The organism is Rhizobium sp. CIAT894 (genome assembly GCF_000172795.2).
Classification (GTDB): domain Bacteria; phylum Pseudomonadota; class Alphaproteobacteria; order Rhizobiales; family Rhizobiaceae; genus Rhizobium.
The window spans coordinates 1-20,894 of record NZ_CP020949.1; the positions used below are offsets into that span (position 1 = coordinate 1).

At 56.1% G+C, this 20,894-nt stretch carries 21 protein-coding genes and 1 pseudogene; 13 read left to right on the forward strand and 9 right to left on the reverse strand.

The annotated features are described in order from the left end of the window. Positions 1-693: 693 nt before the first annotated feature. Both RHEC894_RS22695 and RHEC894_RS22700 read left to right on the forward strand, forming a co-directional pair. On the forward strand, positions 694-1,065 hold the full coding sequence (locus RHEC894_RS22695) for a DUF4440 domain-containing protein (protein ID WP_010064951.1): 372 nt from the start codon (positions 694-696) through the stop codon (positions 1,063-1,065). A 77-nt stretch (positions 1,066-1,142) separates the two neighbouring features. Next, on the forward strand, positions 1,143-1,532 hold the full coding sequence (locus tag RHEC894_RS22700) for a DUF4440 domain-containing protein (RefSeq protein WP_164517708.1): 390 nt from the start codon (positions 1,143-1,145) through the stop codon (positions 1,530-1,532). A 691-nt stretch (positions 1,533-2,223) separates the two neighbouring features. Here the strand turns inward: RHEC894_RS22700 and RHEC894_RS22705 are convergent. Further along, positions 2,224-2,638, reverse strand: a pseudogene (locus tag RHEC894_RS22705) (integrase); the annotation flags it as partial. A gap of 533 nt (positions 2,639-3,171) precedes the next feature. Continuing rightward, the gene (locus RHEC894_RS22710; RefSeq protein WP_064694987.1) at positions 3,172-4,089 is read right to left on the reverse strand and encodes a recombinase family protein; all 918 of its coding nucleotides are present in this window, start codon (positions 4,087-4,089) and stop codon (positions 3,172-3,174) included. Positions 4,090-4,609: 520 nt separating this feature from the next. On the opposite strand from RHEC894_RS22710, the gene RHEC894_RS22720 reads away from it, so the two are divergent. The 3 genes from RHEC894_RS22720 (at position 4,610) to RHEC894_RS22730 (ending at position 7,562) form a co-directional block, all read left to right on the forward strand. Then, on the forward strand, positions 4,610-5,740 hold the full coding sequence (locus RHEC894_RS22720; RefSeq protein WP_085739273.1) for an RHE_PE00001 family protein: 1,131 nt from the start codon (positions 4,610-4,612) through the stop codon (positions 5,738-5,740). Positions 5,741-5,825: 85 nt separating this feature from the next. Next, on the forward strand, positions 5,826-6,449 hold the full coding sequence (locus RHEC894_RS22725; protein ID WP_085739274.1) for a hypothetical protein: 624 nt from the start codon (positions 5,826-5,828) through the stop codon (positions 6,447-6,449). 12 nt (positions 6,450-6,461) lie between these two features. After that, positions 6,462-7,562: an XRE family transcriptional regulator gene (locus tag RHEC894_RS22730; RefSeq protein ID WP_085739275.1), complete on the forward strand. Its 1,101-nt coding sequence runs from the start codon at positions 6,462-6,464 to the stop codon at positions 7,560-7,562. Between the two features lie 173 nt (positions 7,563-7,735). Here the strand turns inward: RHEC894_RS22730 and RHEC894_RS33105 are convergent, their stop codons facing one another. The 6 genes from RHEC894_RS33105 to RHEC894_RS22760 all read right to left on the reverse strand — a co-directional run bounded on the left by RHEC894_RS33105 (position 7,736) and on the right by RHEC894_RS22760 (position 12,300). Continuing rightward, positions 7,736-8,275 (reverse strand): hypothetical protein, encoded by a 540-nt coding sequence (locus tag RHEC894_RS33105; protein WP_164517707.1) that lies wholly within the window; start codon positions 8,273-8,275, stop codon positions 7,736-7,738. Further along, a complete protein-coding gene (locus RHEC894_RS22740) occupies positions 8,272-9,897 on the reverse strand; it encodes an anti-phage dCTP deaminase (protein ID WP_085739277.1) in 1,626 nt (541 codons plus the stop codon). The genes RHEC894_RS33105 and RHEC894_RS22740 overlap by 4 nt, the downstream gene beginning before the upstream one ends. Positions 9,898-10,057: 160 nt before the next feature. After that, positions 10,058-10,972, reverse strand: a complete 915-nt coding sequence (locus RHEC894_RS22745) for an ImmA/IrrE family metallo-endopeptidase (RefSeq protein WP_085739278.1) — start codon at positions 10,970-10,972, stop codon at positions 10,058-10,060. 4 nt (positions 10,973-10,976) lie between these two features. Next, positions 10,977-11,468 carry a helix-turn-helix transcriptional regulator gene (locus tag RHEC894_RS22750; RefSeq protein ID WP_085739279.1) on the reverse strand — a complete coding sequence of 164 codons (492 nt, stop codon included), beginning with the start codon at positions 11,466-11,468 and terminating at the stop codon, positions 10,977-10,979. Between the two features lie 8 nt (positions 11,469-11,476). Then, positions 11,477-12,091, reverse strand: coding sequence for a hypothetical protein (locus RHEC894_RS22755; RefSeq protein ID WP_085739281.1), 615 nt, complete (start codon positions 12,089-12,091; stop codon positions 11,477-11,479). A 2-nt stretch (positions 12,092-12,093) separates the two neighbouring features. Next, on the reverse strand, positions 12,094-12,300 hold the full coding sequence (locus tag RHEC894_RS22760; protein ID WP_164517709.1) for a transcriptional regulator: 207 nt from the start codon (positions 12,298-12,300) through the stop codon (positions 12,094-12,096). 162 nt (positions 12,301-12,462) lie between these two features. On the opposite strand from RHEC894_RS22760, the gene RHEC894_RS22765 reads away from it, so the two are divergent. The 8 genes from RHEC894_RS22765 (at position 12,463) to RHEC894_RS22800 (ending at position 19,386) form a co-directional block, all read left to right on the forward strand. Beyond that, entirely contained in the window at positions 12,463-13,317 is an 855-nt protein-coding gene (locus RHEC894_RS22765) for a multiubiquitin domain-containing protein (protein ID WP_085739282.1), read from the forward strand. After that, complete coding sequence (locus tag RHEC894_RS22770; RefSeq protein WP_085739284.1) at positions 13,314-14,726, forward strand: ThiF family adenylyltransferase; 1,413 nt, start codon at positions 13,314-13,316, stop codon at positions 14,724-14,726. The genes RHEC894_RS22765 and RHEC894_RS22770 overlap by 4 nt, the downstream gene beginning before the upstream one ends. 83 nt (positions 14,727-14,809) lie before the next feature. Beyond that, entirely contained in the window at positions 14,810-15,094 is a 285-nt protein-coding gene (locus RHEC894_RS33460) for a DUF6527 family protein (RefSeq protein WP_245339545.1), read from the forward strand. A 69-nt stretch (positions 15,095-15,163) separates the two neighbouring features. Continuing rightward, positions 15,164-15,493, forward strand: coding sequence for a hypothetical protein (locus RHEC894_RS22780; RefSeq protein ID WP_085739286.1), 330 nt, complete (start codon positions 15,164-15,166; stop codon positions 15,491-15,493). Then, entirely contained in the window at positions 15,477-16,520 is a 1,044-nt protein-coding gene (locus tag RHEC894_RS22785) for a hypothetical protein (protein WP_085739287.1), read from the forward strand. Before RHEC894_RS22780 ends, RHEC894_RS22785 begins: the two co-directional genes overlap by 17 nt. Further along, complete coding sequence (gene dcd, locus RHEC894_RS22790) at positions 16,517-17,134, forward strand: dCTP deaminase (protein ID WP_010066133.1); 618 nt, start codon at positions 16,517-16,519, stop codon at positions 17,132-17,134. Before RHEC894_RS22785 ends, dcd begins: the two co-directional genes overlap by 4 nt. A gap of 127 nt (positions 17,135-17,261) precedes the next feature. Continuing rightward, entirely contained in the window at positions 17,262-18,800 is a 1,539-nt protein-coding gene (locus RHEC894_RS22795) for an AAA family ATPase (RefSeq protein ID WP_164517710.1), read from the forward strand. Continuing rightward, positions 18,787-19,386, forward strand: a complete 600-nt coding sequence (locus RHEC894_RS22800; protein ID WP_010069350.1) for a hypothetical protein — start codon at positions 18,787-18,789, stop codon at positions 19,384-19,386. The genes RHEC894_RS22795 and RHEC894_RS22800 overlap by 14 nt, the downstream gene beginning before the upstream one ends. A gap of 666 nt (positions 19,387-20,052) precedes the next feature. Here the strand turns inward: RHEC894_RS22800 and RHEC894_RS22805 are convergent. Next, on the reverse strand, positions 20,053-20,832 hold the full coding sequence (locus tag RHEC894_RS22805) for an aldolase/citrate lyase family protein (protein WP_085739289.1): 780 nt from the start codon (positions 20,830-20,832) through the stop codon (positions 20,053-20,055). Positions 20,833-20,894: the final 62 nt, after the last annotated feature.

The following is a 20,894-nucleotide window of genomic DNA, read 5'->3' on the forward strand; positions in this document are numbered from 1 at the left end:
CATCAGAAGTTCTTCGTGGGGCTTGCCTATTGTCAGCCGTTTTTTTTCTCGTTTATCTCAATAAATACATGGCGTTAGAAGCGTTGAGCCGATGACAACCGCAAAGCTGGGTAAAAAAGACGAGTAGGCGTGAGGGCAAAGCAAGGCAAATGAACGACGAGCGAGGCGTGTTCTAGGCGCCCCTTGATCGGATCGATCTCAGGCCGCCCACATTCTAGCCAAGGCTTTCGCCCTTCAGATCGACAGTTCCAGCACCGCGCTCCGCTGCGCCCAGCCTTGGAGCAATCTTCGGGCGGCTTTCAGGATCCACGACGATGTTGATGTGCCGATAGACGTAGGCGGCTCCTGGATTGATTGGGCCCAATGGGCTCATTGAGCACGATATCGGTAGCAACACGGTTCTGTACCTTGAATGGATAGACGCCATGCCAGAAAACATGAACCGCGCCGAGTTTCTCATACTCCGTTGCGACGAGCGCGCGGGTTTGCAATCAAGCCTGAAGCTGACGTTTCGTCGGGATTGTCCCGCTCGTCATCAAAAGAGAATGCACTTTCCTGATCAACCCGCGTAGAAATCGTCCAGTCTCTCGAATGGGTTTCCGCGGAGTTTTGGGACTAGCTTCGCAGCGCCACATCAGACCGGGGTTTGTTGCGAGCATCGCGGCAGCCTAAAAGCAGGCCTAAGGAGTGGGAATGCATAAACTCGATCTTGATGCGATCCTTAGTGAGCTCGCCGCGCGCGAACCGATCTTCCATCAGCGGGAGTTTGGCACCAGCCGCGAGGACCTTCTGAAGATGACCGCCAACGATTTCTGGGAGATCGGCGCAAGTGGGAAAATCTATGGTCGCGACTTCGTCATCGAGAGGCTTCTGGAGCGTTATAAATCGCCGGAACCTGACGACTGGTCGTGCACGGACTTCTTGATCCGGCCGCTTGCTGAAAACCTGTTCCAGCTCAACTATGTCCTTCAGCAGCCTGGTCGGCAAACTCGCAGAACAACGCTGTGGCGGAGACAAGACGGAGTCTGGCAGATTGTTTTCCACCAAGGGACCGTCGTTGCCTGAGGCCGGCCAACCTTAAGGAGGTTTTCAGTCCGCGATGGAATCTTTATCGCGGCACTGCAATGAGCTCGGGAGCTACCATGTCAGTCGATGTACCAAATGCAAAGCTATTTTACTCGCTGGAAACAAGCCTCCATCGTCCTGAGGTCAGGTCCTCGCCGGCGCTGGTCGCGAACCTTTTAGCCGATGAGTTCATTGAATTCGGGAGGTCCGGGCGGGTTTATAACAAGCAGATCACGATTGAGGCCCTTCAAGATGAAAGCTCGTCTCCAATAGATCCGCTGCCACAGGTGGCAGACTTCTTAGCCTCGTTGCTGTCAAGCAATGTGGTTTTGGTTACATACAAAAGCACTCGGGCTTCGAATGGTAGTCAGAAAAGCCACGCGACGCTGCGAAGCTCAATCTGGAAAATGGAGGCTGGCCAGTGGCAAATGATTTTCCATCAAGGAACGCCGGTGCCTGAAGAATAACCGTTTGGAGAGGAGGAGGGATTTCAAAACGCAGGTGCTTCAATTGTCACAGTCAGCGAGTACTCACAAACCAGCCGCAATCGATAGCGGCCAAGCTGATCTGGCGATAGCGAATTTTCAACGACATAGAAGCCCAATCGATTGCTCAGCGGCGAGATAGCTCGGCAATAGGGCGTGGCTCGTGAGACAAAGAGAACCCTGGCCTGCAGGCAAGTGGGTCCCCGACCATTGAGGTTCGATCAAGTACTCGGGAAATTACAAAAGAGCCCGCCACGAGCTTATCGTTGTGTGAGACGCCAGACCCTGTAAGGCGAAGCGGATTCCATCTCCCGAACAGGAGGAGACCGCTGTCCACTGTTCCATCCTGGAAGTTTATTGCAGGGATGAACAGCGGATAGAGATCGCTGTTCATTACCGCGTGCGTGGGAGGGATTCCCGTCGGTGAAAACTACCGGCCCGCTCTTGGAACGCGGTGAGGGCACAATGGTCAACATGCCGACCAGTAAAGAGCCAGCTAGAGCAGGGGACGGTGCGGCCCCGCACGGTAGCGCCACTTTCCCGTCAATGATGAATATCCAGCAGAGCACGCAATGGACATAACTCAGATCGAAGCACACCTTGGCTTACCTCGATGCGGCTAATAACCATTGTAAATACGCCCTTGACTGAGGATGGCCATAGACCGGCCCGCTTAGAGCATACGGGCGGCCCGCCCACTTCGACGCGTGGCATTGTTGTAGTAGCTTGATGCCTGGTGGACGGATCGGTGAGATAGCCGGATCGCAGTCCATGCGCCGAAAACTCCCCGCTGTCCAATCCTGCTAATTCCGCCCGCTGCTTGAGGATGGCATTGACCGACTGCGGATCGATCGCCCGCCGCGAAACGGTGCCCTGCCGCCCGATCCCCCGAAACACACTCCCGCTCTCGATCTTGGCGGCCGTTATCGAGGCGTCGAGCGCCTCTACCGGTCGGCCGGTGAGATAGACCACGTCGTCCTGCTCGCCGCTACTCGTCTTGGTGCGGCCTAGATGAATGGCCAGAGAGGGGAGGGGAGGGGAGCCCTCGACGGTGATGGTGGCTCGACCGTCAGTTGCTCTACGCGCATTCGCCCGCTCGCTCACGCAAAAACGCTAAACGCTGGGGAGAGAGACCTTGCCTGTAGGCAACTGGGTCTCAAACCCTCAAGACTCTATCAGCTGCTTGGCCAATTTCGACGAACGCCTGTCACCAGCTCGTTGCTGGATGAGACGTCCGGCCCCGGGAAGGAAAGGCGGTTTCTATCTCCAGAACAAGAAGCGGCTGTCACGCGCGGCATCCAAGAAACCTGTTGCCGCCGCGAGCGGCCGACAGTCACCTCCGTCCACGCCATGTTCGAATGGTTTGCCGCGAGCGAAACGAAAGGAAACGACTTCCGTCTTCCGCTCGCATGGCCTCTGGGCAATTCGAGCTCGAGCCCACCGTCCCAGGTCCTGGCGCCCCTTTTACTGGCGCAGGTGGCTTCACACTTGAAACTTCGCCCTGAACCAGAATACCGGCAGCTCGCCAGCGACATTATCCGGAGCCAAGCCTGAAAATCTCTTCCGCAGAGATCAGGCAGGGAGAGAAACCGGGCAATCGATCGGTTGATGCTCAGTGCCCTCAATGGCGGATGAGACCGAACCGATGCGCCTCATCCAGCAGGTGACGAACGGACGATGGCTGCCATTTACGTCCGCCGCGCGCCGGTCGCTCTCCCATCTGATCAAGCTGGCTGGCTATGTTGCGCAGCGACAGCCCTGGATCGGCAATGGCAATAGCTGCGACGAGCTTCATCAGGTGATCTTCTGGCGCGCGGCGGGGAGAGCGTACCAACAGCTCAGGCTCGGCCAGCTTCTCGCGGACCATACGATGCACGGCTCGACGCAGTCGCTCCACCGTCCAGTCATGGCCTCTGCGATTGAGGACCCGCACGACATTGTCCCAGCTATGCTTTGGGCGAAGTTGCCGAACGGTCGGGAGCCAGGTTTGGGCAGTGGAGATCAGCTCGTCGAGATAGAGTTTTTCCCGAGCCTTCGATACCGCCTTGATCGCTTCCGGTCGCCGCTCACGAAGTCCAGGGTTCCCCGGCAGCTTGCCGCGGGCTTTTGCCGCTTTGATACCGGCTTTGGTTCGCTCAGCGATCAGCGCTCGCTCGAGCTGCGCGACGGCACCCAGGACCTGCAGCGAAAACATGCCTTGCGGCGTGGAGGTATCGATCGGATCGCGGATCGATCTGAAATGGACGCCGCGCTCTTCAAGATCCTCGATTACCTGCAACAGATGGCTGACGGAACGGGCGAGGCGATCCAGCCGAACGACGACAAGCACATCGCCAGCGACGAGCTCGCCGAGCAGTCTCGCCAGAACCGGCCGGGCCCGTGATGCGCCGGATCCGTGCTCTTGAAAAATTCGCTCGCAACCGGCGGCGCGCAACTCGTCCATTTGTGCATCATGGACCTGATCGTCGGTTGAGACGCGTGCATAGCCGATAAGACGTTTGGGAGCCGGCGATGGGTTGGCGGCTTGCCGTTTTGCCATGGTTTTCTCATGTGCTTTTCAAGTGCTTTGTACAGATAAGGAATGTATGAGAAAATGAACAGTTGCAAGCGTGTTTTATGGGGTAAATGCAGCCCCACCAGACTCGAAAAGTGACGTCGAACGGGCAAGCGATCGTAGCCAGCGCCAAACGCGCTCTAGCGGCCATCTGCGGCGAAAATGCCTGAAAATAAGGAGATCGGAGTAGGGGAGGGCTATGAAAGCCCGTTCGAGGGACAGGACGACGGAAAATTCTGCGCTCGCCTACAGGGGAGAGCCTCTCGTAGCAACATCAAGAGCGAAGACGGTTCCGCCGAACCTCGCCGAAATCTACCCAGAAGGCCGGAAAACCAAGGGCTTCCGGTCATCCAAGGCGACCGACATGCTGATTTTCGGCTCCAAATCAACCACCATCGATAAGCGCGACTTATCGATGGTTAGAGCACGAACAGGCAATCATACCATGTGGCGAACCACAATATTGATATAGAGTTCCTATAAGAAATCATTTACCACGATTTCAATGGCTTACGATTTGACAAAAATCAGCATGACACCCCTGATGCGGCCGGCTTTCGACGCCGGTATCGCTCTCGCGCGTCTGGACGAGCGCATCGCCCGCTCGCCGGTCGGGCACGGCTTCCTCGAGCGCACCCAGTTCACCGACGCCTGCGCCTCGCTGTGGATCGACGGCGAACTCGTCCATCTCGAAGATCTCGTCCTCCACGACGCCACCCGCGATATTCGCACACCCACCCATGAGCTGACAATCGCTCGCGACGTGCTGCACACCCGCCGGCGCATCGCGGCCCAACTTCCCGGCTGGGCATTGTCGGCAGACGGCGTCCGCACTCTCAGAAAAACCGCAGAGATCACGTCGGCCGACACGGAAGAGGTGCAGGCGGTCGGTGCCACCCGGCGCGCCGTCGCGGACGATCCGGAAGGTGAGGGGGACGATGTCGACGACATCGAAAACCTTCCTGGCGTCGACTATGCCGCCATCGATGCGGTGCTCGCCCGATCCGAGGCCGCGATCCAGAACGCTACACGGCCCGGTCGCGCCGACGCGGCGGAAAAAGATCCGCTGGTGTATGATCTCGACTGGGACGAGGATGCGCGGCTTGACGAATGGCGCGGCGTGCTACGGCAAGTCGAAAACTTGCCGGCGGTGCTGCAGGCCATCGTCGCCCTCGATGCCTGGAACGAGCTTTCCGTCCTCCAGCATGCACCCTGGCTTGGCCGGCTATTGGCCGCCTCGATCCTGCGACAGGCCGGCATGACGTCAGGCACCCATCTCGCCGCCATCAACCTCGGACTGAAAACCATTCCCGTCGATCGGCGCCGGCATCGTGATCGGGAGACCCGATTGCTCGCCATTGCTCACGGCCTGATCGCAGCCGGCGAAATTGGGTTGAAAGAGCATGACCGGCTGACGCTGGCGAGGACAATGATGGACCGAAAGCTGGACGGGCGCCGGACGTCTTCAAAACTGCCGGAACTGGTCGAGCTGGTGATGGCGAAACCGCTCGTGTCGGCCGGGTTGGTGGCCAAGGCGCTCGAGGTGACGCCGCAGGCGGCGCGGCGGATCGTTTTGGAACTCGGCCTGCGGGAGATGACGGGGAGGGGGAGGTTTCGGGCGTGGGGCGTCCTATGAACTAGCCGAAAAGATTCTTCTAGCTTGACCATGTTAATTTTTTACTCCACAAATGAGGCGAAGAAAATTAACATGAGTAGGCGACATGGAAAACATCAGCCCAAAGACAATCACTGATCCTGAGATTGGCGACTTGTACCTTGCTCGCCTGGAACTTGAGCGTGAGAAATTGATCGCGGCAGGTCATCACGCACTTGCTGCTGCTGCGACCGCCTCACCACTGCATCCGACCAATGCGGCCGGCATGTTTGCTTATATGGACGGAGTGAAGGGCCTTCGAGCCGAAAACCTCGGTGGAAATTGGGAGATCTTTAGCGAAGAAGGTGTGGAAGGCATCCGCAATGACGTCCTCAAGCTTCGAGTTCTCTTTGTAAATGTCAATCAAGCCTGTCGCAAAGCGGATCCTAAAGCGCGGTCTCGAAAAGGCGCTGGCTCCGAGCGCGTGGCTTGTGGCGATATGTTTGAAGCGGCCGGTATTGACCTCCCTATCAGCGTGGTCAAGTTTCATGGAGACCACAAAACATATTACCTGATGGTCGACCAGTTTGGCGCAATGGAACTCAGTTTACCTGTGGTGAAGAATGGCCAATTCCTTCGCTGTATCGATCGCGTATTTTTGATTGAGGGTGGCGATCTGGATGCGGTCGATTTTGGCATCAATGAACCGAACAACGATCCAGATCTGGATATCGTCGTCAGTCGAAAATAAAGCCGAACAATCATGTTCAATGGAAAGAGACTCAGCCTCGCCAGAAGAAGGCAGAAGCTGACAGCGAAGGAACTTGCAGAAAAGGCCGGCGTATCGCCGGTCACAATCACGCGGCTTGAAACCGGCCAGAACCAGGCGGATTCTGGAACACTTGAGAAGCTCGCAGAGGTTCTGGGCTATCCCGTGCAGTTTTTCTTCAAGGAGGACCCCGCACTCCTTTCAGCAGAAATCGTCAGCTTTCGCAGCCTGTCGAGCATGACCGCGAAAGAACGAAACGCTGCCCTTTCGGCCGGCGATAACGGGGTTGAAGTCTATGAGTGGCTTGAAAGTCGATACAATCTGCCGGCGTTAGATTTGCCGCATTTCGACCCGGAATTGACACCTGAAGCTGCCGCCGATGCGCTCCGCCAGCACTGGGGCCTTAGTTACCAACCCATCGCAAACATGATGAAACTGATCGAGGCTAAAGGCATCCGCGTCCTGGGGCTAGAAGAAACCACGGCAAATGTTGATGCATTCTCGTTCTGGCAAAATGACAAAGCGTATGTGTTTCTGAATTCGTTCAAATCGGCGGAGCGCAGTATTTTTGATGCGGCTCACGAACTGGGCCATTTGGTCCTGCACAGGCATGGCCAAACCTCAGGCGCGGACGAAGATACACGCACGGCCGAGGTAGAGGCAAACCGCTTCGCTTCCGCCTTCCTAATGCCGGAGGAAGACGTTAGGGTCAGAATGCCCCGTCTTATAACGGCTGATCTTGTTTTACGGGCGAAGAAGAGGTGGCGCGTGTCGGCAATGGCGCTGGCATATCGCCTGGCGCATCTTACCAGACCCATGCTCTCCGAATGGCAATATCGTTCCATATGTATAGAGCTCGGGAAACGCGGTTATCGCACGAGCGAACCTGATGGCATCCCCAGGGAAACGTCTGTGCTATGGGGGAAGGTTTTATCCCAGCTTTGGGCGGAGCGGAAAAGTCTCGTGGACGTTGCCGACGAGCTATCGCTTCCAATGACTGAGGTCGAACGACTTTTATTTTGTATTCTCCCCCAGCCCGGTATCGACAATGAGGGTGGTGAAGTCCGACGCTCAAAGCTCAGTGTCGTGAAATAGACATCAAGATCGAGTGAACGCGATGACCAGGGATCACACGAGTCATGGCAAATGGTCCGAAGCAGGGGTGCCTAAAAAGGGATGGTCATGTGTCGGGATCGAGGACTTGGCTGAGCCTTCCCAGCTTTGCGAAATGTGCGAAAGCGTCACCATCCGCTACGTACGAGGCAGCCTTAAACGACCTCCTCGATCCTCCAATCCATCTTCGATGAAGTCGAGAGCTGTCGATTAAGATAAGACCGAAACAGCCCCAGATGCTCTGCATCGGGTAGGAGCACCATGATACAGTCCTCCTCCCTTTCGAGAATTTCATGGTGCAGTCTATTCGAGAGGGGGCCGCGCTCCAGCATGAAGTCCGCCGCTCGGAGCTCGTGCCATGGGATATGCGCTTTCGCGTAGTAAGCGTGGATGCTGGCAAACCTCGCAAATACGTGAGATCGGCTTGTACCAGGCAAATCGAATCTGATTGCATGTCTCGTGTCTAGGACAACCTTAGGCTTAATAGATGCAATTAATTCCATGAACCGCCTTCCATGAAGTGGAGCCATGGCAATGAGGATCACTCGCTTCTCCTGAACCTCTCCCTCAAGGTTGAAGCTAAGCTGCTCTTCAAATTTCAGCTTGCGCTTCCCAACAGTCACCCTTTCCTGGACTGCGCGCGTGAGCGCGGGGTCAGAAGCGACCAATCTGAGATGCGACAGTATCTTCTTCACTTCGTTAACGCAGCCTCAAGCTCGGGATAGCCAACAGTCAGTGACGACCACTCGTCGCCCCACTCCGGCGGTTCCATTTTGAATTCCCCAGTTTGCTTGTCCTTCAAGCGCCAGGTCTTCTCGAAAGCTCTGAGATATAGCCGAGGCGCAACACCCACAAATGGTTTAAAGAGAACTTTTCCAGGGATGACCTCCTCCTTACGGCTCTTGTCACGTTCCTCCGCCATGGATTGCCGGCGCGGAGGTATCCATTTGGCTTCATCGACCTCTATCGCGTCGCTGTGAAGCGTCGTCGCCAAGCTTTTTGGATATGGTTCAATGTACTGCACTTCGTAGACGCCTGCACTAACGATGTGACGGGCACAATAGTGACAGGGAAACGTGGTTACAAACAGGCGCGTTCCGACAGTCGATACTCCCTCACGGCCAGCCGATAATAGTGCGTCCATTTCGGCGTGCACCGCCCGAGAAAACTCTATAAGCCCACCGACAGACGTTTGGCGGAGATTTGCGGCGAGTTTTGCACGATCAGTGACGGCGGCAAGTTCCGGAATCGCTGAAATCAATTCGTCAATTATTCTGTTTTGCTCGCGGTTGCTGCTGCAATATGGACTAGACGAGCGGAAAACACACCGGTCGTCATGGAGTCGGTTAGCGGCACCACCTGCTTCCCCATATACCCCTCCACCAGCAGCGGGCACCTCGTTCGCGCCTGTGGCCACTACTGTGCCGCCATCATCAAGAACGGCCGCCCCAACTTGCCGCGACATGCAGGCGCTACGGACACGTGCAGAATGGGCGTGATGCATTGCGGTTTCTTCAATCGTAGGGCGAACGACTTTGGAATGCGAGATAATGTCGATAAGCCGACCGCACTTCTCGTCTAGGAGATGGTGATCATCATTGACGTCGTGCGATGTGTTATCGATGAAGAAATCGGCTTCGTGAAAGGCTTCAGTTACGTGCTGTCCATGCTTCTTACTTACGTCATCCGCGTCTCGCTTGACGAATTCTTCCACTCTTTTAACATTCTCTGATTTGCCGCCTTCTGGGATTGTGAAATATTTTCCTAGTATGCGCTTCTTTCGTTCATTTTCCTCGCAGACGACAGCAACAAGTGCAAATGAATTTCCATACGTCCGTCGCAAGACATTTACTTCGGCGGGGTGGCGGATGGAGTCAATCAAGTATATTCGCTTTACATCATCCGGTATGACGGCTTCTCCGCGAACGTACTTAAGCTTCTGAGAGTCCGCTCGTTTTTTGGCAATTTCGCGCATAACATCTCGAGCGACCGCTGCTGTGTCCCGCCGCCGCATTTCGTCACCCAAGTCTTGCATCTGTTCGACAACGGAAAGAGTCTTCGAGGAAGGGATGGTTTCGGATGGGAGATTGTCAGCCGCCCAACCCTTTATCAGCTCGCTGGCCTTTATGACCTCACATTGATAGCCAGCTTCCTCTCCGCTCCTTTTGAGTGAGTTGACGACACGCGATCCCCCCGCTCCCACAGGGCCTACAACGGCGAAGAACAATTCGCGAGACCGAGAGCGACCGACGATATCGATCGCAAGCCTGTCCGTTTTATCCCTGTCTCCGAAAAGAAGCGCCTCGACATTACTCATTCAACTGCTCCGCCTACCAGCATAGTTTCGTTCTAGCGAAGCTTGCACGCTGGGAGGAAAATGTCATCCCGTAGAAGTTGTTGTTTTGGGGGTGCTGCCAGAATTTCGTACTCGGCTCGGCTACGATGGACACAAAGCAGTGAAGCTCTAGACCATATGGTTAGAGCGCTACAACGCGCGCATGAGGCCGCTGATAGGTGGCTAAGGTGAGACAATCATAGGTGTTGGAAAACGACTCGAAGAGGAATATGTGCCGGTCTCCGCGTTTGTCAGTGATGCTTACCTCTCCCGAACCAAGCGGGCCGGCTTTGCGGAACTGGCAGTAAGTTAGAATCTCGCGTCTGAGGCGTTCCACCGGTAGGCTTTCGAACATTGACCTGTACGCCGGCGACTCCACGATGTGCCGAAAGCCCTCCCCACCCGCATCGTTGGAAAAGCGAGGATGGCATCCGATCAAGCCGATCATCGGGACATCCTTGTGAGAATCCTCGATGAAACGCCAGAACGTGGTCGTATAGGTATTCCCGAAACTTCCTTTCAAAGCTCGTATCGCATCGAGGCTTGGTGCTGAATCGTTTGCCGCAATCCGAAAACGGGATTGGAGGAAAAGAAGCTGACCGGCGGCATAGTTCGCTTCGGCCTCGATCTGCGCATGACAACTCGGGACGAGCGAGTGCTCATTATCGCCCAGCATGAGATCCTCATGCCATGGCAAGACGCTGTGGCCGATTTCATGCGCTTCATTCCACCGCTGTTTCGCATCAGGCTGTGCCTGATCAAGCAGGATGCGTTTGCGGTCCGGAAGATAAAGCGCCCGCAAATCGAGTTTCCGGACGGCATCGAGAAGAAGGCTGGGGCGCTTAAGAACCTGCGCCCCAGCCACTGTCAACTTGCTGATTGTCTCCCGAAGGAAGCTGTCATCCGTACTGGAGTAATAGCCCCGATCGAGTTTCAAGAGTTCGCGCACATCCTCCAGACGTAACGGCGGCTCCGGATTTCCAAGACTACGAAGAACCTTGTTGACTTGGCTATCGATGTCAGAGGCCGTCGATCGGCTGAGGATGATGTTGCGCACTTCGTCAGCCCTGTTGCTTCTGCAGGTATGCGACGAACTCTTCGAGAGCTCGCTGCTCATCGCGTGACAGTTTCTGCGGCGATTCACCGGATCGCGCGGCGAAACGCAGAGCCTGTTCCTGCAGGCCCGGGCGCGCAACCGTGTTTCCAGAAAGCTGCTGCAAGGCCTTGTGTGGCAAGTCGAACGTTTCCGCGAGGCGATACACTGCCCTTGGCTCGGGTCGAAAATGCGCATCGCGCTCGATGCGCATAATGTCGCCCACATCGAGATCGAGCCGCTCAGCAAGCTTCTCGACCGTCAGTCCTCTACGCCGTCGCATGGTTTCGACGAGCGAACCAAACGCCATACGGATCGGGTCCGCAATGTCTGCAACAGCGGCTTCTATGTCGGTTTCGTCTGGGGTCGGGTCCCTGGCGAGCCGGCCGGCGGAAATCTCAAGATCGCCTTCCTGCTTGGCTCTCCTTACGAACCACTCCCTCGTGATTTCGAGTTTCATGGCTGTTCCTATCCTGAGAATGCATCGGCCTGGGCCGATGTCATCTCAAAGTATCTTAATCCTTCGTAGGTTCCGTCGAGGCCAAGATTGGTCATACCGCAGGCGTTCGCATAGAAGGCTTCTGCACTCGGTAGGGAATGCAGGCCGATGCGACCGCGCAATTCGTGGTCTCGACTGACTTCAATGGCGGCGCGGATCATGATTGTACCAACGCCGCTGAATCGGGGGACATCTACGATGGCTTTGCGGTTCCAAGGAGCTGTCTCGATATAATCGACATAGACCAGGTCCTTGCCTGCCTGTTCGGCGACACGGCAGCGCGCGCGCGCAGTATTAAGCTGCATCAAGCCTTGTAGTTTGCCTTCACAACGAAGCGCAAATGTCTGGAAAGCAAGCAGACCGTTGATCGCGGTCACCTTGTCTCTCCACTTCCAGTGCCAGCCTTCCGGCCAATCCGCAGGACTCAGGCCCTTGGCCATGAGCGATCTGATCCTCGCGACGGTAACCGGCTTCCATTCGGTTTCCACCGAACGAAGGTCGGCCTCGCTTATGGTCTCAATGAGTTCCGCAGCCACCGGCTCGCCGGTGCGTTTATCGGTCAGGAAAACTGGATGGGACGTCACGATTATAGCACCATGAGTTCTGCTTTCTCCTTCTTGGCTTCATCCTCGAAGAAGAGCTTTCCACCTTGATCAAGGCGCACATCGACAAGCTGGTACAGCCTGAGCGCCTGGCGAAGCACTGCCGTCTTTGACAGGTCTTTTTTATCGCAGAGATCCTGCAAAACCTGCATTTCGGCGTCAGTGAGATTGAGCGTCATTGTTTTCTTCATTGTATCCTCCGGCGATACTTGGACTCCAAAAAGATAGATATTTTACTGAAATAGTCAACAAAAAAAATTCATTGGATAGCTATTGCATCGCTAAAAACTAGCTATTATTTATGGATGCAGACGAGGCGATGGTCGCCTTGTCTGCAACATAAGGTCCTCCCAATGACTGACAATGTTCTCGAGCGCCGTCTTACCTTCGGCGTCAAGATCGATGGCAACCCCTTCAACTTCAATGACCCCATCGTTAGTGGCGAGCAGATCCTGAATAAGGCAAAGATCTTCCCGACGGACGAGCATCTCCTGTTCCAAGAACTCGAAGACGGCCAGCTGGAAGAAATCCGCCCGGATGAAAGCGTCGATCTCCGCCGCGCCGGTCGTAAGCAGTTCATCACCTTCAAGAGCGATCGTTCGTTTCGCTTCGTTCTCGACGGCCGCAAGTTTGAATGGGGTCTCCCCTTCATCACCGGTCTTCACCTGAAGCGCCTCGCCGGCGTCGATCCCGGCTCGTATGGTGTCTGGCTGGCTCAGCGCGTCGGCGACGACCGTCTGATCGGCAACAAGGAGAAGGTCGATCTGCAGGGTGACGGAACCGAGCGCTTCTTTACCGGTATCGACACCACCACCGAAGGCGCGGGAGCAGTAGTGCTCCCGCCCGAGGATCGCGAGTATCTCGTCAATCAGGGTATCGCCTTCGACGAGGTGATCGAAGGTGGCTCCAAGGCGATCGTACTTAAGGGCTGGAGTTTGCCGCCGTCGCGCTTCGATGCGGGGTCCGCCGATATCCTGATCCTGCTCCCGCCGGCGTATCCCGACTGCGCCCCGGACATGTTCTATCTCATGCCCTGGGTCAGGCTTGCCGCAAGCCAGCGTTATCCCAATGCGGCCGATCAGCCGCACGCCTTCGGCGGCAAGTCGTGGCAGCGCTGGTCTCGCCACAATGATGCCTGGCGCCCCGGTGTGGACGGCATCTGGACGATGCTTCGTCGCATCGAACGCGCCTTGGAGATCGCAGCATGATGGCGTCGGATCTGACAATTACGAACCACCACGTCGCCTTGCTCGGGGAGACACTCTGTCGCTCGGACGGGCTGGAGCATGCCGCATATGTCCTGTTCGGCACCTCGCGCATCGGAAAGGACCCGTTTGACCACGAGCCTCGCCTCAGGCTGCTGGTCAAGGAGGTCCTGCCGGTCCTCGACGAAGAAATCACGTCCGCCGATCATCAGCATATTTCCTGGAGTACGAAACGGTTCGTCGAATTGCTCGCACGCGCCGACCGTGAGGGACTTCAGCTTGGTATCGCCCATTCCCATCCGGGCGGGCCTTCGAACTTCTCGGGTCAGGATGACCGGAATGAAGCAGAGTTGGTTCGGTTGGCGCGGAATCGTAATGGTGATGAAGCCGTGATGCCGAGCTTGCTGTTCGTCCGGGGGAGGCTCGTTGGGGGCCGTGTGTGGTTGACCCCGGCGACAGTCACGGATCTGAGCTACGCCCGGACGATCGGGGGCAACTGGACGACGACATTCTTTGCAGAGCCGGAGCGCGGCCACGCGCCTGCGCTCGTTCGCCAGGAACTGGCGCTTGGCGCCGGCTTCACAACACAGATCGGCCATTTGCGGGTCGGCGTTGTCGGGGCAGGGGGGACTGGAAGCCCGATGCTGCAGCAGTTGCCGCGTATGGGGGTGAAGCACATCACAGTATTCGATCCCGACCGCGTTGAGCATTCGAATCTCAATCGTCTCTACGGTGCGACTTGGCAGGACGCCGAGGAGGGCGTGAAGAAGGTCGAAGTCGCAAAGCGCGAGATCGAGCGTATGGGCCTCGGAACGCAGGTCATGACGTTTGACAGCTGGATCGGCTCGGCCGAATGCCGAGACGCATTGAAGTCCATGGACTTGATCTTCGGATGTACGGACGATCATGACGGCCGGCTGCTACTCAACAGGCTGGCATACTACTACCTCATTCCCGTCATTGACGTCGGGCTCTCGCTGCGGGTGGCCGAACGGCACGGCATCTCGTGTCTTGAGGCTGACGGCAGAGTCACCGTGGTTGAGCCGGGGAACAGCTGCCTTGTCTGCCGGCGCATCGTCAATGCCGGTGTTGCGGCTGAGGAGGCGTTGCGCCGGACGGACCCGGAGGAGTTCGAGCGCCGAAAGGCCGAGGCCTATGTCCGCGGCGAGGGCAATCCTTCGCCGGCCGTGATCTCCTTCACGACCTCTGTTGCGACGATGGCAGTGGAAGAGCTGATCCAGCGTGTCAACCGATTCCGTGGGGCCGAGGGCGACGTAGCCAATCGGGTGCGAAAGTTCCACCTGTTGGAGGATTTTCATCCGGGCGCCAAGAAAGAGCCCTGCCGTATCTGTGGCTCTGACCGTGCTCATGGTGCCGGTGACGTCCAGCCCTTTCTCGGGAGGGCTGGCTAATGGTGCGACACGCGATCGCAAGACTGCTCACGTGGCTCGGGCTGATCGAGAAGCCGGATTTCTTAGTATCTCACAGCCTTGATATGCCTGCGCCGGAGGAGTTGCCAAAAGGTAGGGCCGTTGTCGTTGGGCCGCCGCAACGGCCGAAATGGGTCACGTTTCAGTGCCCGTCTGGCTGCGGAACGCCGCTGCTGTTGTCGCTCAATCACGATCGTCGGCCACGCTGGTCGATCGGCAGAGATTGGCTGGGGCGGCCGAGTATCCATCCCTCTGTTCACAGAATGGACGGATGCCGCTGCCACTTCTGGATGCGCGGGGGTCGCGTCGAGTGGTGCAAAGATAGTGGGGGAATTTTTCCAGAAAATTAGTAGTTGATGTTCCACACTCAACCTAGCCGGGTTACTCTCACTTGATTCGGCGCGAGTTGGGGGGACGTTATGCTTGCAGCCATGCCATCGGAAAACAACAGACGCCTTGAGCTGTTTCGGCTGGCATTGGTACTGATTGATCGAGGAAACCGCGAGCTTCCGCATCCCCTCTCGCTCCATTTCGATGATGTTTTGCACCAAGCGAGAATACTTTCTGATGATCCTAGCGCGATCTCTCCGGACGTGACGCCGCAGGCCGTGCAGCTTGCGAACGACATGCGCGTCTATGAAGGGCTGCGCGATGCCTTGGCGGGTGTCAACTCCATAGGAGATGTCAGTCAAACCGTTGCTCACGAGGTGCTCCGAAACCTGGAGCCGAGACTTGCATCCGCGTACTGACCTTGCGCTTCTTGCTGAGAGCTTGGCGCACCTTTCAAAGACCCCTTACTTTAATCGGGCGATCGAGAAGCACGCCTTCGCATTGATCGACGTGATCAAGCATGCGCTCACCAGCTCGCCGCCATACGATGATGAAATCCTGCGCTCCTTTGCCGACAAAGTCTGGACGTGTCATCGTTACCTGCAGGGCTCGACGACAAAGGAAGCGCCCTACGAAATCGAGTATTGCATGCGTCATGCGATATCCGACTGGCTGACCGACCCGTGTCTTGTCACAACGGCGCTTACCGATAAAAAAGACTTCCACCTCAAACCCGGCGATCCTTGGGACTTCGTTGCTAAGACGATGGACAGATATACTGGGCAGTTGCCGCAGGAAAAGCTGATCTTCATCGGCGTGCCGCGCATCTACAAGCACATGCCTTTGTTTTGCGCGGCTCTTTATCACGAACTTGGGCATTTTGTGGATTTGGCGCGGAATGTCACCGATGTGACGTTTCTTACAGATCCTGTACACGGGGTCTCTGACGGTGTGCAGGAAGTTCTCCAGAACCATCGTCGTGAGCATTTCGCGGATCTCTTTGCCGCGTGCTACGTCGGCTCTGCTATTGTCGACAGTATCCACGCTATCAATCCCCACGCCGATCACAGCAACACACATCCTGCGACGGCGACGAGGATCGAGGTGATCAGATCATTTCTTGCCGGCGAGGATTTCGACGAATTGTCGATGTACCAGGGAGCGTTGCAGAAGCTTGGCCTTCCTCGCTTGGAGCAGCGCTACGCCGTGCCGGCGATCGAGATCGCGTTTGACGACATTCGACCGTATACGGTCGCGGACACACCAGAGCTGCATGGCATGATGGCGGCCGGCTGGTCTTACCTGGGAAAGGTGAAGTCGGGCGATGGGCCACAATGGGCTGCCGACGCGAACCAACTCGACGTTGTCCGGATTGTGAATGACCTCACTGAGAAATCGATCCGTAACGCTTCGATCCGTAGTCTTTGGAATGAGGTGCCTCAGTGATCAGGAATGAGATAATAGAGCGTCTCTCCCGCACAGACAGCCTTCGGCTCGGGATAGAACCCTTGCTTGATCAGAAGCAGATCGGGGAGATGACTGTCGACTTGAGGCTTGGATATGATTTTCTAGTCTCGATTGTCACGAGGCGACCCTACATTGGGGTTGCGCGCGACGATGAGCGTTTCAGGCCCATCTCCACCTATTTTCAGCCTACGCGGCGAGAACTCGGTGAACGGTTTATTCTTTACCCCGACCAGGTCGTGCTGACGACAACGTTGGAGTACATCGCGTTGCCCAGCGATTGCTACGCCGATGTCCTGACCCGTAGCAGCTACACCCGTCTCGGCATCTCGATCAGCACAATGGTTCAGCCCGGGTTTCGCGGCTGCTTTTCGATCGAGCTATTCAATCACGGCAACAACCCGATCGAGCTTGTCGTGGGTGCTAAGATGTTTCAGATGCGCCTCACGAAGTTGTCAGATGGACTCACCTACGGTGGGCTAGACAGAAAGTACTTCGGAAATGTGAGGCCTACTCCGTCGCGAGCCGCAGACGACGAAGACCTGCAAAAGCTCACATCGATTTCCAATCGACAACGGCTAATCGCCTTTAGGTAAATGCCGGCGCTGGTACCGAAAGGGCGAGTCAGACGCGCAGGCTGGTCGTCATCCGGCTAATCGGTACGGGGTCGATGTAGCATGGATGGAGTGGCATATCTTGAGAAGCAATGTCGGGATGCGATCGATGAAGCGTGGCTTCCATATGATTTCGTTTGAGACCAAATCGGCCCATGTCCCCTTATTCGTCAATGAGCATTTCGAGCACGGCGCCAAGGCGTCGATCATAATCGGTACCAATGGCTCAGGGAAAAGCCGAGTTCTTGCTGCGATCGCGGACGAACTTTGCAACATCAAGGCTATCGTGGACGGTCGCGACGATGCTCTTCCATCACTACGCATACGCAGCTCGCAACTGTCGCTTCCGAGACAAGACGGCGATTTGACGAAGGGAGTTACCACGGGCCGCTTTGACATGAGGCTTTCCTATTGGCTTGACGGTTCGGTATGGTCGGTTGAACGGCACGAACGTACCCTAGCGGTGTCGAGGGATGGACGTGAAGTCCCGGCCAGCGAAGTGGTGCTGCCCGATAAGGTTTTGGCGATTGCCCACCTGCCGATGGACCGGTTCCGATTTGCCGGCCGCGATGAAGATGGGTTCTATCAATACCTCGGTCTTCGTCAGTCGACGAACATGACGTCTACCGGTGCCATCGAAACCAGTACGTTCTTCAGCTTCCTCACTGCAATTCGCGAGGGGACGACAAGTCGTCTTAGCGAGCATTGGTTCCCGTATCTGAACCTTGAGCTTCCAATATACGGCGAAATAACCGTTGAGCCCAGATCTCTAGCCCTCATGAGGAGCTTCCAAGAGTTTGTAGCGAAGGCAGTTCAATATCTGTCGAGACGAAACAGTCCTGTTGCCGGGATGATGGAGGAGAACCGTCAAGCCGTCATCGATGATCTGGAAATTGTTTGGTCATTGATACGAAGCCTTCGCGACTATTCCCATCATGTGCCCAGTTCTCGCGGTACAACTTTTCGTTTTGAGATACTGCCATCGTTTCCGGCAATCGGTGGCGACCTTGATTATTTTGTAAAGGCCCTTGAGATTGGCCGGCGACTAAGGCTGTTCGGCGGGGCGCGGCTTTGTTTCCACAAACAGGGACGCTTGTTTACGTTCGGTGATCTCAGTTCCGGTGAACAACACATCCTGAGCACGGTTACGGGCATCGTTGCCAATCTCGCCGAGACGTCAGCGGTTTTTATTGATGAGCCAGAGGTCAGCCTGCATCCCGCCTGGCAAATACAATATGTTCCATCCCTTCTGCAAACGCTGGCGGCGTATCCTGCTACACATGTCGTGATTGCAACGCATTCCCATTTTCTCGTATCCGATCTGCAACAACCAGTAGGTTCGCTGACCGTTGCCGGCGGCCCATCAGATCGGGCATTCGAGGCCTATGATGGGGATGTTTTCGGGCGGTCGCCCGACAACATCCTTTACAGGGTTTTCGGCATTGGAACGTCAGGCAACAGTTATGTCGAGCATGATCTGACCATCGCTCTCGAGATGATTTCAGGTACGCGCCGTAGAAATCTCGCAGAGCTTGGACGTATTTATCGGCGGCTAGTTCCGATCGCCGCCCCGGACAATCCAGCGCTTGCCGAGATTCTGCGCTCGATCGAAGCTTACCTCGGTGAGAACAACAATGCTGAAGCTTAGTGCCTGTGCAAGTATCGATCCCGCAGTCCAAACGGCTCTCGACCACATTTCGGTCAATGTTCGCAAAGAGGCGTGGGGTCGGCAGACAAATAGTATCAAAGCTTTCAAAAAAGCAGTGAAGGATCACGGTATGCGGATCCAGAGAGGGAAATGCGTTTGGTGTGAAGCCAGAGTCGGACACCGCGGGCGGCGATCTGCTCACCGAGACCACGTTGCACCCAAGGATATTTATCCAGACTGGACGTTCGAAGCGAAGAACATCATTCTGAGTTGCGAATATTGCAATGGCTTCCAAGTCAAGGAGGCGCTGGATACGATAAAGGTCCGTGCCGCCGATTATTCAAAGTGCAAGTTTTGGATTGTACACCCCTACTTCGACGATCCGGCGAAGCACATAGGCTTCATTATCAAGAAGAATCGCGTTGTTATTAAGGGATTGTCACAGAAGGGAATCTGGACGGTCAGAGAATTGCGCCTGCAAAGTGCAACTGCGACCGCAGCCAGGGCAATCGAGATCGTGATAGACAGGGCAAAGTTATCCGCACAAGATTTGTCGCTTATCAGGCAGGCGATGGAAGCTCTGTAACCAGAGATGCCGATACGAATGCGTTGATGTGAACAAGCGTTGAAGTTTGACCCCTTTCGGCCACGGTGGAATGACCCCGGAAGGGATAGAGTCACATGCCGCTGAATTTCTCGTTTCTCCGGTGGGACTGGCGTGAGCCCTCGGCGCTGATGGGGGGACTAAACAACACGCCGAAACACACCTCGACCGTTCAAATGGGTTAACCTGACCGAGCGCCGTGCCGCTTATGCCGAGCAGGGCTGGAGCCGGTTCGACGTTACCGAAATGTGGGAGGAGCGGCCGATTGGCCGCTCTTTTCGTTTCTTAGAATTGGCGAAATGCCCGTCGGCGTCTCTGTCGACACCCTTACTGCGCGTTTCGACTTGATTGAATCAGACCAAGGGCAGCATCATGGTTCAAGCACGGGAGTGCGCCGAATCCACCCTCGATATGGAGTTTCCACGTGGGATCAAGCAATACGACAAAATCTGGTGTAAGCAACTGATGAAAAAGGTTCAAGTAACACTGGTTTGACGGAAGGCCTTTTCACAACGCAAAAGTTGAAGCGCTTTTTGATAATGTTGCGAACTTAGAAAATCCGCAGACCACGGACTCAGCTCAGGCGTGTGGAGCGCTGCGGACATCGTGTTTTCATCCGATTCCAATGCGCTTGGCGGAGGTTCGAAGTCAGACCTGCTTGGCTTCATTCAGGACTTTCGCGAACGCGTCGGCGATCACTTTTTCGTCGTACTCCACAGACACAAGCTGAAAGCCGTCGCGCACGAGCTCGCGCGAGCGTTCAACGGTTCCCGCGAACGCACATGCGATCTTTCCCTTCGCGCGGGAGCGGCGGGCAACATCGAGAGTGGCGTTCCGCACTGCGCTTCGGTTTGGATCCATAATTCCGCCGCACAACGCGAGAGAGAGGTCAGCAGGACCGACCAGGACGCCGTCGAGTCCGGGAACATTCAGGATTTCATCGAGGACATCGAGAGCCTCGCGTGTCTCGCACATGGCGATCGCCAACGTATTCCCGTTGGCAGACTTAACGAATACTTGGTCATCGGGTGCATTAGACAATTGCATAGCCCGGCCAGGGCCAAAGCTACGTTGTCCAAGTGGAGGATATTTGACGTGCGACACGAACCGCCTCGCGTCGGCTGCCGAATTGATCATCGGAGCGACGACGCCCACCGCGCCGCAATCCAGCATTCGTGCCGCCTGCGCGAAATCATTCACGCTCACACGGACGATTGCAGGGGTACCAGTCAGCGCGGCTTCCGAAATACACGAGATGCACGACGCCGTATCATGGAACCCATGCTGTTGATCAAGCAGTACCGCATCGTATCCCGCGCGCGCGATGTAGCCCACGAGCATCGGGTCACTCAATCCGGACCAGCCCATATAGTTGGCTTTGCCGGACCTCAATCTCTTGAGGAAATTTTGCAATCCGCTTTCGTCCATGGTTTCCTCCGTTTGATCGAGATTACCGCCCAAACGCGAGAACGCGCTGTTGGCGTGTAATG

What these genes read in the sequence shown, in the direction of transcription:
- RHEC894_RS22695 (WP_010064951.1), top strand. Translation starts at nt 694, where the DNA reads ATGCATAAACTCGATCTTGATGCGATCCTTAGTGAGCTCGCCGCGCGC.
- RHEC894_RS22700 (WP_164517708.1), top strand. Translation starts at nt 1,143, where the DNA reads ATGTCAGTCGATGTACCAAATGCAAAGCTATTTTACTCGCTGGAAACA.
- RHEC894_RS22710 (WP_064694987.1), bottom strand. Translation starts at nt 4,089, where the DNA reads ATGGCAAAACGGCAAGCCGCCAACCCATCGCCGGCTCCCAAACGTCTT.
- RHEC894_RS22720 (WP_085739273.1), top strand. Translation starts at nt 4,610, where the DNA reads ATGGCTTACGATTTGACAAAAATCAGCATGACACCCCTGATGCGGCCG.
- RHEC894_RS22725 (WP_085739274.1), top strand. Translation starts at nt 5,826, where the DNA reads ATGGAAAACATCAGCCCAAAGACAATCACTGATCCTGAGATTGGCGAC.
- RHEC894_RS22730 (WP_085739275.1), top strand. Translation starts at nt 6,462, where the DNA reads ATGTTCAATGGAAAGAGACTCAGCCTCGCCAGAAGAAGGCAGAAGCTG.
- RHEC894_RS22740 (WP_085739277.1), bottom strand. Translation starts at nt 9,897, where the DNA reads ATGAGTAATGTCGAGGCGCTTCTTTTCGGAGACAGGGATAAAACGGAC.
- RHEC894_RS22750 (WP_085739279.1), bottom strand. Translation starts at nt 11,468, where the DNA reads ATGAAACTCGAAATCACGAGGGAGTGGTTCGTAAGGAGAGCCAAGCAG.
- RHEC894_RS22760 (WP_164517709.1), bottom strand. Translation starts at nt 12,300, where the DNA reads ATGAAGAAAACAATGACGCTCAATCTCACTGACGCCGAAATGCAGGTT.
- RHEC894_RS22765 (WP_085739282.1), top strand. Translation starts at nt 12,463, where the DNA reads ATGACTGACAATGTTCTCGAGCGCCGTCTTACCTTCGGCGTCAAGATC.
- RHEC894_RS22770 (WP_085739284.1), top strand. Translation starts at nt 13,314, where the DNA reads ATGATGGCGTCGGATCTGACAATTACGAACCACCACGTCGCCTTGCTC.
- RHEC894_RS33460 (WP_245339545.1), top strand. Translation starts at nt 14,810, where the DNA reads ATGCCTGCGCCGGAGGAGTTGCCAAAAGGTAGGGCCGTTGTCGTTGGG.
- RHEC894_RS22780 (WP_085739286.1), top strand. Translation starts at nt 15,164, where the DNA reads ATGCTTGCAGCCATGCCATCGGAAAACAACAGACGCCTTGAGCTGTTT.
- RHEC894_RS22795 (WP_164517710.1), top strand. Translation starts at nt 17,262, where the DNA reads ATGAAGCGTGGCTTCCATATGATTTCGTTTGAGACCAAATCGGCCCAT.
- RHEC894_RS22800 (WP_010069350.1), top strand. Translation starts at nt 18,787, where the DNA reads ATGCTGAAGCTTAGTGCCTGTGCAAGTATCGATCCCGCAGTCCAAACG.
- RHEC894_RS22805 (WP_085739289.1), bottom strand. Translation starts at nt 20,832, where the DNA reads ATGGACGAAAGCGGATTGCAAAATTTCCTCAAGAGATTGAGGTCCGGC.